The organism is Streptomyces sp. P5F9, from assembly GCF_057961495.1.
Window position 1 is genome coordinate 1 of record NZ_JBXVPZ010000228.1, and the last position, 15,373, is coordinate 15,373.

At 70.3% G+C, this 15,373-nt stretch carries 13 protein-coding genes; 5 read left to right on the forward strand and 8 right to left on the reverse strand.

The features are described 5' to 3' along the window. Positions 1-94: 94 nt before the first annotated feature. Positions 95-442, reverse strand: coding sequence for an SH3 domain-containing protein (locus AC31A1_RS30200; RefSeq protein WP_489656367.1), 348 nt, complete (start codon positions 440-442; stop codon positions 95-97). A gap of 28 nt (positions 443-470) precedes the next feature. Next, positions 471-782 (reverse strand): SH3 domain-containing protein, encoded by a 312-nt coding sequence (locus AC31A1_RS30205; RefSeq protein WP_489656368.1) that lies wholly within the window; start codon positions 780-782, stop codon positions 471-473. A gap of 182 nt (positions 783-964) precedes the next feature. Between AC31A1_RS30205 and AC31A1_RS30210 the strand changes: the two genes are divergently transcribed. Next, positions 965-3,052, forward strand: a complete 2,088-nt coding sequence (locus tag AC31A1_RS30210) for a serine/threonine-protein kinase (RefSeq protein WP_489656369.1) — start codon at positions 965-967, stop codon at positions 3,050-3,052. A gap of 102 nt (positions 3,053-3,154) precedes the next feature. Here the strand turns inward: AC31A1_RS30210 and ilvD are convergent, their stop codons facing one another. The 4 genes from ilvD to AC31A1_RS30230 form a co-directional block, all read right to left on the reverse strand. Further along, complete coding sequence (ilvD, locus tag AC31A1_RS30215; RefSeq protein WP_489656370.1) at positions 3,155-5,008, reverse strand: dihydroxy-acid dehydratase; 1,854 nt, start codon at positions 5,006-5,008, stop codon at positions 3,155-3,157. Positions 5,009-5,167: 159 nt separating this feature from the next. After that, positions 5,168-5,773, reverse strand: a complete 606-nt coding sequence (locus AC31A1_RS30220; RefSeq protein WP_489656371.1) for a TetR/AcrR family transcriptional regulator — start codon at positions 5,771-5,773, stop codon at positions 5,168-5,170. Continuing rightward, positions 5,770-6,594 carry a sugar phosphate isomerase/epimerase family protein gene (locus tag AC31A1_RS30225; RefSeq protein ID WP_489656372.1) on the reverse strand — a complete coding sequence of 275 codons (825 nt, stop codon included), beginning with the start codon at positions 6,592-6,594 and terminating at the stop codon, positions 5,770-5,772. The genes AC31A1_RS30220 and AC31A1_RS30225 overlap by 4 nt, the downstream gene beginning before the upstream one ends. Positions 6,595-6,944: 350 nt before the next feature. Then, positions 6,945-7,877 carry a Ppx/GppA family phosphatase gene (locus AC31A1_RS30230; protein WP_489656373.1) on the reverse strand — a complete coding sequence of 311 codons (933 nt, stop codon included), beginning with the start codon at positions 7,875-7,877 and terminating at the stop codon, positions 6,945-6,947. Between the two features lie 83 nt (positions 7,878-7,960). Between AC31A1_RS30230 and AC31A1_RS30235 the strand changes: the two genes are divergently transcribed. Then, complete coding sequence (locus AC31A1_RS30235) at positions 7,961-8,830, forward strand: DUF3109 family protein (protein ID WP_489656374.1); 870 nt, start codon at positions 7,961-7,963, stop codon at positions 8,828-8,830. Between the two features lie 4 nt (positions 8,831-8,834). On the opposite strand, the gene AC31A1_RS30240 is transcribed toward AC31A1_RS30235, so the two are convergent. Then, complete coding sequence (locus AC31A1_RS30240; RefSeq protein WP_489656375.1) at positions 8,835-10,523, reverse strand: BACON domain-containing protein; 1,689 nt, start codon at positions 10,521-10,523, stop codon at positions 8,835-8,837. Positions 10,524-10,721: 198 nt separating this feature from the next. Here AC31A1_RS30240 and radA point away from each other — a divergent pair, with 198 nt between their 5' ends. Together radA and disA are read left to right on the forward strand one after the other, a co-directional pair. Next, complete coding sequence (gene radA / locus AC31A1_RS30245) at positions 10,722-12,131, forward strand: DNA repair protein RadA (protein ID WP_393751688.1); 1,410 nt, start codon at positions 10,722-10,724, stop codon at positions 12,129-12,131. 136 nt (positions 12,132-12,267) lie between these two features. Then, positions 12,268-13,326, forward strand: a complete 1,059-nt coding sequence (gene disA, locus AC31A1_RS30250; protein WP_489656378.1) for a DNA integrity scanning diadenylate cyclase DisA — start codon at positions 12,268-12,270, stop codon at positions 13,324-13,326. A gap of 28 nt (positions 13,327-13,354) precedes the next feature. On the opposite strand, the gene AC31A1_RS30255 is transcribed toward disA, so the two are convergent. Beyond that, positions 13,355-14,182: a hypothetical protein gene (locus AC31A1_RS30255; RefSeq protein ID WP_489656376.1), complete on the reverse strand. Its 828-nt coding sequence runs from the start codon at positions 14,180-14,182 to the stop codon at positions 13,355-13,357. A 597-nt stretch (positions 14,183-14,779) separates the two neighbouring features. Between AC31A1_RS30255 and AC31A1_RS30260 the strand changes: the two genes are divergently transcribed. Beyond that, positions 14,780-15,373 (forward strand): phosphotransferase family protein (locus AC31A1_RS30260; protein WP_489656377.1); only part of this gene is annotated, 594 nt, incomplete at its 3' end.

Below are 15,373 nucleotides of genomic sequence, written 5' to 3' on the forward strand. Positions count from 1 at the left end.
ACGGGAGCCCGCGGGGGTGTCCTGGGTGCCGGTCGTCTCGTCGTTCACGGGACGATTATGGCTCCGGGGGTGGGCGCGGGCTCCCGTTGGGGGCTCAGGCGCAGCGTGGGCGGAAGTAGCCGTCGCTGCCGGTGTTCACGTAGGTGTCCGAGATGTACTCGCCGTCGTCGATGTTGTCCCAGATGCTCGACGTGCCGTAGTAGCCGGACACCGTTGTGCCCGGTGTCTGGCAGTAGATCGGGACCTTCGAGCCGGCGGGCAGGACGCGGACGATGGTGTAGCCGGTGCCGGGGCCGCTGCGGACGTTGACGCTGATACCGGGTGCGGTCGAGTAGTACGTCACTGCCGCGGTCGCGTTGGCCTGAGCTGGTGAACCCATCACCATGAGCAGGGCTCCGGCCGCGCCGGCGAGTAAGACGGATCTGCGTCTACGGGATGACATGCGTGTCCTTTGGGTCGGTGACGTGGGTTCAGGAGCAGCGGGAGGCCACGTAGCCGTCGCTGCCGGTGTTCACGTAGGCGTCCGAGATGAACTCGCCACTGCTGATGTTGTCCCAGATGTTCGACGTGCCGTAGGTGCCGGTGACCGTCGTGCCCGGTGTCTGGCAGTAGATCGGCACCCGCGAACCCCCGGGCAGGCTGCCGACGATGCTGTAGCTCGTTCCCGGGCCGCTGCGGATGTTGAGGCGGACGTCGGCGGTCGTGTAGTAATGCACGGCCGCTGCCGTCGCGACAGCCTCGGCCTCGCTGCCCTCGGCCTCTTTAGCGCGGTCAACAGACATGAAAAACCTCCCCCGTTGCACCCCATGACTGCCATGGGGTCCCGTTGATTCCCCTAAAACACGCCATGAAACACATGTGCGCAACTCACACAGGGAGGCGGGCAAGTCGCCTCTGTCCCGTACGTGTCATGGACTAGGCTCCGTGCGTCGCGCGCGCGAACGATCAGCACGGGGGTGGTTCCATGGCGCCACAGCGCAACACCGGAGCGGGCGCGGAAGCGGAACTTCCCGAGTACGCCGGTCACTACCGCCTGGAGTCCTGCCTGGGCTCCGGCGGCATGGGCGTGGTGCATCTGGCGCAGAGCACCTCCGGGATGAAGGTCGCCGTGAAGGTCGTCCACGCGGAGTTCGCCCAGGACCCCGAGTTCAGGGGGCGGTTCCGGCAGGAGGTGGCCGCCGCCCGCAGGGTGAGCGGGGCCTTCACCGCGCCAGTTGTCGATGCCGATCCCGAGGCTCAACGACCGTGGATGGCAACGCTGTTCATTCCCGGTCCGACCCTGTCCGAGCATGTGAAGCGGAACGGGCCCATGACTCCGGCCCAGTTGCGCCAGCTGATGGCCGGACTGGCCGAGGCGCTCCGCGACATCCATCGGGTCGGCGTCGTGCACAGAGATCTCAAGCCGAGCAATGTGCTGCTCGCCGAGGACGGGCCGAAGGTCATCGACTTCGGTATTTCTCGGCCAAAGGACAGTGAACTGCGCACCGAGACCGGCAAGTTGATCGGGACTCCGCCCTTCATGGCGCCCGAGCAATTCCGGCGGCCCAGGGAGGTCGGACCCGCCGCGGACATCTTCGCTCTCGGGTCCCTGATGGTGCACGCGGCGACCGGGCGTGGACCGTTCGACTCGGACAGCCCGTACGTCGTGGCGTACCAAGTCGTGCACGACGAGCCGGACTTGGCCGAGGTGCCGGACAACCTGGCGCCGCTCGTGCTGCGTTGCCTCGCCAAGGAGCCCGAAGACCGGCCCACACCCGACGAGTTGATGCGGGAACTGCGGTCCGTGGCGGCCTCGTACGACACACAGGCGTTCATACCGGAGCAGCGGACCGGTGGTGCGCCGGCGCCGAAGCCCGACCCGGCGCAGAAGCCCGAACCCAAGCCCCGACGACGCCGGTTGGCGATTCTGGCGGCCGGAACCGCGGTGCTGGTCGCCTGTGGTGCCCTCGCCTCGGTCCAACTGGCCGCAGGCCCGGATCCCGCACCGAAGAGCACCACCGGCGCGCGGACCTCGCCGACGGCGTTCAAGGCCTGGGCCGTGAAGCCTGCGGCGAAGGCCGGGGGTGTACCCCAATGCGCCTACGGGGCAGGCGAGTTGCTGTGTGCTCAGCCGGGAGTCGTCTACGCTCTCGCACCGGCCGACGGCACCCTGCTGTGGCGGCATTCCGCCGCCGAGGAGAGACCTGGTGGCGCACCGGTCGTCGTCGGCGGGCTCGTGCATCCGAACATCGGCGGGGGCCGGCATCTTGAGGCGCTCGATCCGTCCTCGGGCGCGAGGGTCTGGCAGCGGAACCTGCCCGGGAGCGACTCCGTGAGTTACGTCGGCGGCATGGCCCTGCTCACCCGTGCGGACGGCACGGTCACGGGCGTCGACGCGGCGTCGGGCAAGACGAAGTGGAGTCGCCCGATCCCTGGCGTCTCCTCGTTCGTCTCGCTCGCCGGGAGCCCGTTGGCGTACGCGACGAGACCGTCCGACGACGGGTCGAACACCCAGGTCACCGCAGTCGATCCGAACACTGGTGACGTGCGGTGGAAGGCACGGGTGCAGGGGATGCTGAAGCCCGTCGGTGTTCAAGGCGCATCGGTGTTCTTCCTCTCCACCGACTGGAGTTCCGGCAACACGAAGGCCATCGTCCGCTACGCCCCCGTGACCAGGACGTCGAGCCGCGTGGCGCTGCCCGTCCCGCGCCAGGACGCCGTGGCCGCCATGCGCGGGAACGTCGTGTACGTACTGGCCACCGGTGGTTCGCTGGAGGCAATCGACACGGACACCCACCAGCGGCTGTGGCATCTTGAGACGTCCGTGAGCCGCGGCTCCGTGCCGGTGGTCGACGACAAGCACGTGTATGTCACCGCCCCGGACGGACGCCTCCTGGCGGTCGACGCCGAAACAGGGCAGCTCGTCGGGCAGACGGCCGCACGGCTCGGCGCGAACTCCGGGCAGGTGGTCGCCACGCTGCCCGAACCCGTCATAGCGAACAACCACGTCTACGCCGCCGCCCCCGACGGCACGGTCTTCGCCGTCAACTCCCGCACCCCCGGCGCCTGGTAGCCCGGGCAGGCAAAGGGCCGCCCCTCAGGAAAGGGACGGCCCAAGGGCGAACGAGCCACAGGGCCACCGGAGTTGCGGCCCCTCGGGACCCTTCGGGGGCTCTCAGCCCAGCTTGCTGACGTCCCGCACGGCTCCGCGGTCCGCGCTGGTGGCCATCGCCGCGTACGCGCGCAGCGCCGCCGACACCTTCCGCTCGCGCTGCTTCGGGGCGTACCGGCCGTCCAGCGCGGCCTCGCGGCGGGCCAACTCGGCGTCGTCGACGAGGAGTTCGATGGAGCGGTTCGGGATGTCGATGCGGATGCGGTCGCCGTTCTCGACGAGGGCGATCGTGCCGCCGGACGCCGCCTCGGGGGACGCGTGGCCGATGGAGAGGCCCGAAGTGCCGCCGGAGAAGCGGCCGTCGGTGATCAGGGCGCAGGTCTTGCCGAGGCCGCGGCCCTTGAGGAAGGACGTCGGGTAGAGCATCTCCTGCATGCCGGGGCCGCCCTTGGGGCCCTCGTAGCGGATGACGACGACATCGCCGTGCGTGACCTGTTTGTTGAGGATCTTCTCGACGGCTTCTTCCTGCGACTCGCAGACGACCGCCGGGCCCTCGAACGTCCAGATGGATTCATCCACGCCTGCCGTCTTCACGACACAGCCGTCGACCGCCAGGTTGCCCTTGAGGACCGCGAGGCCGCCGTCCTTGGAGTACGCGTGCTCGGCGGAGCGGATGCAGCCCTCGGCCGCGTCCTCGTCCAGCGCCTCCCAGCGCTCGGACTGGGAGAAGGCCTCGGCGGAGCGGACGCAGCCGGGCGCCGCGTGCCACAGTTCCACGGCCTCCGGGGACGGGGAGCCGCCGCGCACGTCCCACGTCTTCAGCCAGTCCGCCAGCGACGGGCTGTGGACGGAGTGGACGTCCTCGTTCAGCAGGCCCGCGCGGTGCAACTCGCCCAGCAGGGCCGGGATTCCGCCCGCGCGGTGCACGTCCTCCATGTAGTACGTGCGGTTCTTCGCGACGTTCGGGGCGACCTTCGCGAGGCACGGCACCCGGCGCGAGACCTCGTTGATCTCCTCCAGGCCGAAGGTGACGCCCGCTTCCTGCGCCGCCGCCAGCAGGTGCAGGATCGTGTTGGTGGAGCCGCCCATCGCGATGTCGAGGGCCATGGCGTTCTCGAAGGCCGCGAAGGTGGCGACGTTGCGCGGCAGGACGGTCTCGTCGTCCTGCTCGTAGTACCGGCGGGTGATGTCCATCACCGTGCGGGCCGCGTCCTGGTACAGGCCCTTGCGGGCCGTGTGGGTGGCGAGGACCGAGCCGTTGCCCGGCAGCGACAGGCCGATGGCCTCGGTCAGGCAGTTCATCGAGTTGGCGGTGAACATGCCGGAACAGGAGCCGCAGGTCGGACAGGCGTTCTCCTCGATGTTGAGGACGTCCGCGTCGGAGATGCTGTCGTTGGCGGCGTCGACCATCGCGTCGATCAGGTCCAGCGTGCGGACTGTGCCGTCCTGGAGCGTGGCGCGCCCGGCCTCCATGGGACCGCCGGAGACGAAGACCGTCGGGATGTTCAGGCGGAGTGCCGCCATGAGCATGCCGGGCGTGATCTTGTCGCAGTTGGAGATGCAGATCAGGGCGTCGGCGCAGTGCGCCTCGACCATGTACTCGACCGAGTCCGCGATCAGGTCGCGGGAGGGCAGGCTGTACAGCATGCCGCCGTGGCCCATCGCGATGCCGTCGTCCACCGCGATCGTGTTGAACTCGCGCGGGATGCCGCCGGCCGCGGTGATCGCCTCGCTGACGATCCGGCCGACGGGCTGGAGGTGGGTGTGGCCGGGCACGAACTCCGTGAAGCTGTTCGCCACCGCGATGATCGGCTTCCGGCCGATGTCCGCACCGGGTACACCGGAGGCGCGCATAAGGGCGCGTGCGCCCGCCATGTTGCGGCCGTGGGTGACTGTACGGGACCTCAGCTCGGGCATCGTCGATCGCTCCTTCAGACAGATAGGGCTGCTAAAGAGCGTACGCCGGTCATCCAGGGGTCGGACACGGTGTCCGTATCGCGGGACGAAAGTCTCACCACGAAGACAGGACTGGAGGCAGGGCTGAAGGCAGAGCTGAAGACACGACTGAAGACAGGGCTACGGCCCCGTCAGATGCCCCTGCACCACCGGCGCCACCCGCGCGATGATCCGCTCCACGTCGGCCGAGGCCAGCGGTTCCACCTTGATCACGTACCGCAGCATCGCCGTACCGACCAACTGCGCCGCCGCGAGCTCCGCGCGCAGCTCCGCGTCCGGGAGGTCGAGCTGGGCGGCGACCTTGCTCAGCACCTGGGAGACCACGAGCCGCCGGAAGACGGCCGCGGCGGCTTCGTTGTTGACGGCGGAACGGACGACCGCCAGCAGGGGCTTACGGGTGGCGGGGTTCTCCCAGACACCGAAGATGAAGCGGGTCAGCCGCTCGCCGACACCGTCCAGCGGCCCGTCGGCCACCGCCGCCGGCGCATTCGTCGCCGGGGCGAAGGCGACCTCGATCGCCGCCTCGAAGACCTGCTCCTTGGTACCGAAGTAGTGGTGCACGAGCGCCGAGTCGACCCCGGCGGCCTTGGCGATACCCCGCACGGACGTCTTCTCGTACCCCCGCTCGGAGAACTCCTCGCGGGCCGCGGCCAGGATGCGGTCGCGGGTGTCGGCGGATTCCGTACGAGGGGGCCGGCCCCGGCGCTTGGCGGTGGCGTCGGTCACCGCCGGGGCACCTTCACGGCCGAGGCCAGATGCAGCCGCGTGAAGGCGAGCGCCTCCGCCAGATCGGCCTCGCGTTCGGCGCTGGACATCGCGCGCCGGGTGTTGACCTCGATGACGACATGGCCGTCGAAGCCGGTTGTCGCGAGCCGTTCCAGCAGCTCGGCGCAGGGCTGGGTGCCGCGGCCGGGGACGAGGTGCTCGTCCTTGTTGGAGCCGTTGCCGTCCGCGAGGTGGACATGGCCGAGCCTGTCGCCCATGCGCTCGATCATCTCGGTCGCGTCGGTGCGGGCGGTCGCGGTGTGGCTGAGGTCGATCGTGAAGTGCCGGTAGTCCTCGTTCGTGACGTCCCAGTCGGGGGCGTAGGCGAGCATCTCGCGGTCGCGGTAGCGCCACGGGTACATGTTCTCTACGGCGAACCGCACATCCGTCTCGTTCGCCATCCGCCAGATTCCGCTGACGAAGTCCCGCGCGTACTGGCGCTGCCAGCGGAACGGCGGATGCACCACGACCGTGCCCGCGCCGAGCTTCTCGGCGGCCGCCTGGGCGCGCTGGAGCTTGATCCACGGGTCGGTGGACCACACCCGCTGGGTGATGAGCAGGCACGGCGCGTGCACGGCGAGGATCGGGACCTGGTGGTAGTCGCTGAGCCGGCGCAGCGCGTCGATGTCCTGGCTGACCGGGTCGGTCCACACCATGACCTCGACACCGTCGTAGCCGAGGCGTGCGGCGATCTCGAAGGCCGTCGCCGTCGACTCCGGATACACGGACGCCGTGGACAGCGCGACCTTCGCATCCGGGATGCGCACGACTGGTTCTGCCACGGAGGACACACTACGGGGCGGCGCTTTGGGCGAGGGAGCCGGTTGCTGTGGCCGCGCTGTGCGGGAGACGGCAACCGGCCATCCGCGACGCGGGGCCGCGTTGTGGCGATACTTCATGCGGATTCGATACGTCCCGTACCGTGCGGGCGTTCAGTAGGGCGCTGCTACGTCACGTGTGGTGTGGGTGTTCGGTACGGCCACGCGCGCGTGACGAACCCAACGTCCCGGCGATCGCCCGCATCCCGGACGACAGCCACGCGTGCGTGCACCACGAACAGGCACGCGCGTGTGCATCACGAACAGCCACTCACGCGTACCCCACGCACGCGTCCCCACGCCCACGCCCGCACCTACGCCGACGGCATCTGATCCAGCCGTCGCAGGATCACACCCTCGCGCAGCGCCCACGGGCAGACCTCCAGCGTCTCGACGCCGAAGAGGTCCATCGCGCCCTCGGCGACCATCGCGCCCGCCAGCAGCTGTTCGGCGCGGCCCTCGGAGACGCCGGGCAGGACGGCGCGCTGGGCGGTGGTCATGCCGGCCAGGCGCGGGACCCAGGCCTCCAGGGACTCGCGCTTGAGCTCGCGCTGGACGTAGAGGCCGTCGGCGGAGCGGGCGGCGCCGGCGAGGCGGGCGAGCTGCTTGAAGGTCTTCGACGTGGCGACGACGTGGTCGGGGGCGCCGAAACGGCTGAACTCCCCCACCGTACGGGCGATCTGGGCGCGCACATGGCGGCGCAGGGCCCTTATCGCGTCCGGTTCCGGTGGGTCGCCGGGGAGCCAGGCGGCGGTGAGGCGGCCCGCGCCGAGGGGCAGCGACACGGCGGCGTCGGGCTCCTCGTCGATGCCGTAGGCGATCTCCAGGGAGCCGCCGCCGATGTCGAGGACGAGGAGCTTGCCCGCCGACCAGCCGAACCAGCGGCGGACGGCGAGGAAGGTGAGCCGGGCCTCCTCGGCGCCGGTGAGGACCTGGAGCTCGACGCCGGTCTCGGTCTGCACGCGCGCGAGGACGTCGTCGGCGTTGCTGGCCTCACGGACGGCGGAGGTGGCGAACGGGAGGATTTCCTCGACGCCCTTGTCCTCGGCGGCCTGGAGCGCCTCCTGGACGACGCCGACGAGTTTGTCGACCCCCTCCGGGCCGATCGCGCCGTCCTCGTCGAGGAGTTGGGCAAGGCGGAGTTCCACCTTGTGCGAGTGCGCGGGCAGCGGGCGCGCACCCGGGTGTGCGTCCACCACCAGCAGATGCACCGTGTTCGATCCCACGTCGAGGACACCGAGTCTCATATACGGAACGCTACTGCCACCTGCACCTATCTCGGTCCCCGGAGCGGTGTCTGGAGCCGCCCCGGGCGACTTACCCTGGACCCGTGCCAAAGACGAAAAAGGCGAAGACCGACAAGGCGGCCAAATCACCCGGCGATTCTTCGCCGGTGACGTCGGCCACGTCCCCGAAGCCCCCGAAGCCGTCGACGAAGAAGGCCCTGAAAGCCGACGAGAAGGGGCTCGACTTCGCGCGCGCGTGGGTGGAGTTCCCGGACCCGGCGGACGATGAGCAGCTGTTCCGCTGCGATCTGACATGGCTGACCTCTCGCTGGAACTGCATCTTCGGAAGCGGCTGCCAGGGCATCCAGGCGGGCCGCGCGGACGACGGATGCTGCACCCTGGGCGCGCACTTCTCCGACAAGGACGACGAGAAACGGGTCGCCGGGCATGTGGCGAGGCTCACGCCCGACATCTGGCAGCACCACGACGAGGGCGTGGAGAACGGCTGGGTCTCCAAGGACGAGGACGGCGACCGCCAGACGCGCCCCTACCAGGGCTCGTGCATCTTCCAGAACCGCCCCGGTTTCGCCGGCGGCGCGGGCTGCTCGCTGCACATCCTGGCCGTCAAGGAGGGCCGCGAGCCCCTGGAGACCAAGCCGGACGTCTGCTGGCAGCTGCCGGTGCGGCGGACGTACGAGTGGATCGACCGCCCGGACGACACGCGCGTGCTCCAGGTGTCGATCGGCGAGTACGACCGCAGGGGCTGGGGTTCCGGCGGCCACGACCTGCACTGGTGGTGCACGTCGGCGACCTCTGCGCACGGCGCGGGCGACCCGGTCTACGTGTCCTACGGCCCGGAGCTGACCGAGCTGATGGGCAAGGCCGGCTACGACCGCCTGGTCGAGCTGTGCGAGCAGCGCCTGGCCTCGCAACTCCCCCTGCTGGCACCGCATCCCGCGGACCCGGTCGCCTGACGGGTTACGACGAACTCGGGCCGCCGCCGTCGGACGGCGGCGTCGAGCTCCCGGGGTCGGTGGAGGACGAGACCGTCGCGGTCGGTGTCGGGGTCGGATCGGCGGACGAAGGCGGCGGGTCGCTCGGCGTGGGGTCGGTGGGTGCCGTGCTGGTGGGCGTCGGGTCGGGGCTCGACGAGGGCGGGTCGCCGGGATCGGTCGGGGTGCCCGGGTCGGTCGGGGCCGGCGCGGTGCCGTAGCCCTCGATCGAGACGACGGCCCCGGCCGGTGAGACGGCCACGCGCGCGGTCCAGTGGCCGGAGGGCTCGCGCAGATGGTCGACGTACACCTTGATCGTCAACGATGCGCCCGGGGCGAGGGTTCCCGAGGACTGGCTGAGGTAGAGCCAGGGCGCCGCGGTGGCCGCGGACCAGCGGACCGGGGCCGAGCCGGACGCGGTGAGGGTGATGAGCGTGGTGTCGCCGCTGTTGGCGGCCGAGACGGCGAGGTGACCGGCACCCTTCTGGCCGGCGCCGGTGACGCTGATGACCTCTACGGAGACGTCGTTCGTGCCCTTCTTGCCGGGCCGCGGGCTCGTGCCGGCGTTTCCGGTGTTCTCGTAGCCGCCGCTCGCGACCTCGCCCTCCAGGCTGCCGGGTCCGTGCTGCTCGCTCGCGGTGACGGCCCGGCCCTCGACGCCCTCGCCGGTCGGCGTGCCCCGGTAGGCGGCCCACAGGGCGAGGACGGGCGCGGCGATGACGGTGGCGACGACGGTCGTCGTGACGGCACGCGCGCGTAGGCGGTCCCTTCGGGCGGCACGGTCCTTCGGGTCCATCGGAAATCCGCGCCGGTCGAAGCGCGGTGCGGATGCCCCACGCGCGCGCGGGAGATGCGCCATGACGACATGCAGGGCCGCGCGGGGCGCCTCCAGGACGGGCAGTTCGGCGGGCGTGACACTCGCGCCGGGCCAACTGCCGGGCACCGCGCGCTCGGCGGTACGGCGGCAGTGCGGGCAGTCGTCGACGTGCCGGACGAGTTCGCGGCGCAGGGCGCTGCTGAGCACCAGCTGATGGTCACCGGTGAGCCGGGCGACGCTCGGACAGCTCCCGGTCTCCACGACGGCGAGGGCGGCACGCGTGCGTTCCACCTCGCAGGCCGCGGCCGCCAGCAACTCCCGCGCACTGGCGAGATCCATGCCGAGAACGGCGGCGACCTCATGGGCGGCGAGCCGGTGACGCACGGCGAGTTCGAGCGCCTCGCGCTGCTCCGGGGTGGTCCCGGCGGCCTCCGGCCAGGCGAGCAGGGCGAGTTCACGCCCCCGCTGTTCCCTCAACTCCTCGGAAACAGCGGGCTCTTCCACCTGACCACGCCCCACCGCGTGCGTGCCCTGACGTTTCTGCTTGGCCTCGGCCAGCTTGCGCAGGCATGCCCAGCGGGCCAGCGCGTACAGCCAGGCCCGCCGGTCACCGTCCGTCTCCGGCACGCGCGCGCCCCGGCGTTCGGCCAGCGCCAGCACGTCCCCGAGGGCGGCGGTCGCCGCGTCGTGGTCGCACAGCACGGACAGGCAGTACGTGAACAGGCCGTCCAGATACGGCTCGTAGCGCGCGGGCGGGCGCTGCGCCAGCGTGCGCGCCGCGGCGCGGTCGCGCGCCTCCCGATGCGCCCGGTGTGCGCCGGTGGTGCGGGTCGAGGTCTCCGGACTGCTGCTCATCACCCGTGCGACCGTAGGCGGCGGGCGATGCCCCCTTCCGCCCCCTTGAGCACATTTAATCCGTACGGGTGAAACGATCCCTCAAAAGGGGACAGGCGCCCTTACCTGCGTGGCTCGTTCCTGACGGCCAGTGGCCGGATACCGAAGAGGCACGACTCGGCCGCCGACCGCGTTGTCAGTGGCGGCGGTTACGGTTCACGCATGGCTGCCCGTACGAAGACCACCAAGGACCGACCGTCCTACCGCTGCACCGAGTGCGGCTGGCAGACGGCCAAGTGGCTCGGCCGCTGCTCCGAGTGCCAGGCGTGGGGGACGGTCGAGGAGTACGGCGCCCCCGCGGTCCGGACGACCGCCCCCGGCCGCGTCACCACCTCCGCGGTACCGATCGGCCAGGTCGACGGCCGCACGGCCACCGCCCGCTCGACCGGCGTGCCCGAGCTGGACCGGGTGCTCGGCGGCGGCCTGGTCCCCGGAGCGGTGGTCCTGGTCGCGGGCGAGCCCGGAGTCGGCAAGTCGACCCTCCTCCTCGACGTGGCGGCGAAGTCGGCGAGCGAAGAGCACCGCACGCTCTACGTCACCGGCGAGGAATCGGCGAGCCAGGTCCGGCTGCGCGCCGACCGCATCAAGGCAATCGACGACCACCTGTATCTCGCCGCCGAGACCGATCTGGCCACGATCCTGGGCCACTTGGACGCGGTGAAGCCCTCCCTCCTGATCCTGGACTCCGTCCAGACGGTGGCCTCCCCGGAGATCGACGGCGCACCCGGCGGCATGGCCCAGGTCCGCGAGGTGGCCGGCGCCCTGATCCGCGCCTCCAAGGAGCGCGGCATGTCCACCCTCCTCGTAGGCCACGTCACCAAGGACGGGGCGATCGCGGGCCCCCGCCTCCTGGAACACCTGGTCGACGTGGTGCTCTCCTTCGAGGGCGACCGCCACGCACGCCTACGCCTCGTCCGGGGCGTCAAGAACCGCTACGGCACGACGGACGAGGTCGGCTGCTTCGAACTCCACGACGAGGGCATCACGGGCCTGGCCGACCCGAGCGGCCTGTTCCTGACCCGCCGCGCGGAGCCGGTCCCCGGCACCTGCCTGACCGTCACCCTGGAGGGCCGCCGCCCCTTGGTGGCCGAGGTCCAGGCCCTGACGGTCGACTCCCAGATCCCCTCCCCCCGCCGCACCACATCGGGCCTGGAGACATCCCGAGTCTCGATGATGCTCGCGGTCCTGGAACAGCGAGGCCGCATCAGCGCCCTGGGCAAAAGGGACATCTACTCGGCGACCGTGGGTGGAGTGAAACTCTCCGAACCGGCCGCAGATCTGGCCATCGCGCTCGCCCTGGCCTCCGCGGCGAGCGACACCCCCCTCCCCAAGAACCTGGTGGCGATCGGCGAAGTAGGCCTTGCGGGCGAGGTCAGAAGGGTCACAGGCGTCCAGCGCAGACTCTCCGAAGCACACCGTCTGGGCTTCACCCACGCCCTCGTCCCAACCGACCCGGGCAAGATCCCCGCGGGCATGAAGGTCATCGAAGTAGCCGACATAGGAGACGCTCTCCGGGTCCTTCCAAGGTCCCGTAAGCGAGAGGCCCCACGGGACGCCGAGGACCGCCGGTAGACTTTGCCCTGGTCTCGCCCGTCCGTACGAACCAGGTACGCGAAACGGGAGCACCGGAAAAACCTGCGACCGGAGGAGTGCAGTGGCAGCCAACGACCGGGCGTCAGCTCCCGGAAAGTCCGGCGGCGATGGCCTGATGCGCGCCTCACTGAGCGCCGTTGCCCCTGGCACGGCCCTGCGCGACGGCCTGGAGCGCATCCTCCGCGGCAACACGGGCGGCCTCATCGTGCTCGGCTCCGACAAGACAGTCGAAGCGATGTGCACAGGCGGTTTCATCCTGGACGTGGAGTTCACGGCCACGCGCCTACGGGAACTCTGCAAGCTGGACGGCGGAATCGTAGTGTCCTCCGACCTGTCCAAAATCCTCCGAGCGGGCGTCCAGCTGGTCCCCGACCCCAACATCCCCACGGAAGAGACGGGCACCCGCCACCGCACGGCGGACCGGGTCAGCAAACAGGTCTCGTTCCCCGTGGTCTCCGTCTCCCAGTCCATGCGCCTGATCGCCCTCTACGTAGACGGCCAGCGCCGCGTACTGGAGGACTCGGCCGCGATCCTGTCCCGAGCCAACCAGGCTCTCGCCACCCTGGAGCGCTACAAGCTCCGCCTGGACGAGGTGGCGGGAACGCTGTCGGCCCTGGAGATCGAGGACCTGGTGACGGTCCGGGACGTATCGGCAGTGGTCCAACGCCTCGAAATGGTCCGCCTGATCGCCACAGAGATCGCAGAGTACGTAGTCGAACTGGGCACGGACGGCCGCCTGCTCGCCCTCCAACTGGAGGAGTTGATCGCGGGCGTGGAGCCGGAACGCGAACTGGTAGTACGCGACTACGTCCCCGAGCCCACGGCGAAACGCTCCCGCACGGTGAACGAGGCCCTGGCCGAACTGGACGCCCTCTCCCACGCGGAACTCCTCGAACTCCCCACCGTGGCCCGCGCGTTGGGCTACACCGGCTCCCCCGAGGCCCTCGACTCGGCAGTGTCTCCCCGAGGCTTCCGCCTCCTGGCCAAGGTCCCGCGCCTCCCCGGCGCGATCATCGACCGCCTGGTGGAGCACTTCGGCGGCCTCCAGAAACTCCTGGCGGCAAGCGTCGACGACCTGCAAACAGTGGACGGCGTAGGCGAAGCAAGGGCACGCAGCGTCCGGGAGGGCCTCTCCCGCCTGGCGGAGTCCTCAATCCTGGAACGCTACGTGTAACCCAACCGCCTACCAAGCCCAACTGCCCCTAGTCGCTGGCCAGAACGAACGAGGTCTGCGCCTTGGCGAACCCGGAGGCCTGCGCCTCCACCAGATAGGTCCCGGCCCCGGCCGAACCAGCAGCCGGAGTAGCGCACTCGGGCGCGCTCGGCTTGCGGTCCCACTTCAGGGTGTACGTGACGCTGCTCCCGGCGGACACCCGGTAGTAGACACTCCCGGCACTCTTCGGGCAGTCGGCGGACGACCAGAAATCAGACCCGCCCCCGGCCTCCGTGATGGTCAACACGGCGCTCTTGGGCCCGAGATCAACCTTGCAGTCACTGCCGGAGGAGTTCTTGGCGGTGAGCACAAACGTCGGCGTCTGGTCCGGCGAGTACGAGTTGTGAAGACTCCGCAGACTCAACTGCACAGCGCTGGCGGTGCAGTTGGGAAGCGTCGAGTCGGCAGGAACCGTAGTCCCCGTACTGCTACCGCCGTTGCTGCCACCGGCCGACGCCCCGCCGGAACCACCAACGCCACTGCTGCCACCGTCACCCGACCCAGCACTCGACCCGGCGCTGGACCCACCTCCGTCACCACCACCGGAGCTTCCGCTGCTCCCGCCCCCCGAGTCATCACGTCCGCCCGGGTGTTGACTGATGGCGGGACCAGATCCCGACGGCCCGGCAGTGATCGTAGGGGCGGGCGTCTTACCGTTCTTGGACCCATCGGCACCGTTCTTGCCGCCCCCGCCACCGGAGTTGACGATCCAGGTGATCAGCAGCGCCAGCAAGGCGACCACGGACACCATGAGGACCCTCCGTCGCCAATAGATGGAGGAGGGAAGCGGCCCGACCGGATTGCGCAGTGATCCCACGGCGCAAACTGTACGAGAGATCGGCGAGTTACCTCGCCCCACCCGCCGCCCCAGCCCCAACTTTTCCGGATCATCATTCCGGCAACCCCGCCTGGAATGGCCCGGGATGGACCATGAGCCGCCAGCCGTCAATGCACGGGAGCGGGTCTTGCGGTACGGCGCAGCGCGCCACCCACCCGCCCACACGGCCGCGCCGGTGTACTGAGGCACGCCCCCGGAACCACGCTGGCGGAACTCGGAATGACCCACGGCCCGCAGCCGCCGACGCAACGGGAGCGGGTCGTGGCGGTACGGCGCAGCCCGCCGCGTACCCGGCACCAACCCGCTCAACCGTGGTGACAAACAGAAGGGCCCCGCAAGCGGCGGGCTCGCCGTACCGCCACGACCCCGACCCCACCGACCACCCCTGCGGGCGAACCCACCCCGGATCACCCGATACGGGCTTTCCCAGGGCACCCCGTCCGACGTCATCGCGCCCGGCGCGGGGAGCTGTCGGCTTATCGTGGCCCCGATCACGTTTCGTTCCCCCACTGGACGACATACCGACCGGTCGGCATGATGGGTGGAGACCCGTTCGTCCGTTCGTAGGAGTGATGTATGAGCCCCGACCACCCGCCCGGACTCGATCTCGACCGGCTGCGCGGTCTGCTCGACCGCGAGCGGCCCGGTCTGGTGACCGGCTCCCTGTCCGGCCGGCTGATCGAGGGCGGACGGTCGAACCTCACCTACGCGGTCACCGACTCCACCACGAAGTGGGTCGTACGGCGCCCCCCGCTCGGCCATGTACTGGCCACCGCGCACGACATGAAGCGCGAGCACCGGGTGATCAGCGCCCTGCACCCGACGAACGTACCGGTACCGAAACCCATCCTCCTGTGCGAGGACGACGAGGTGCTCGGAGCCCCGTTCTACGTTATGGAGTTCGTCGAGGGCACCCCGTACCGCACGGCCGACGACCTCATCCCGCTGGGCCCCGACCGCACCCGGGGCGCGATGCTCGAACTGGTCGACACACTCGTCGAGTTGCACGCGGTGGTCCCCGCCGAGGTGGGCCTCGCGGACTTCGGCCGCCCCGAGGGATTCCTGGACCGCCAACTCCGCCGCTGGGGCAAGCAGTTGGACGCCTCCCGCAACCGCGACCTCGCCGGCGTAGAGGAGTTGCACGCGGCCCTCGGCCACCGCCTCCCCACC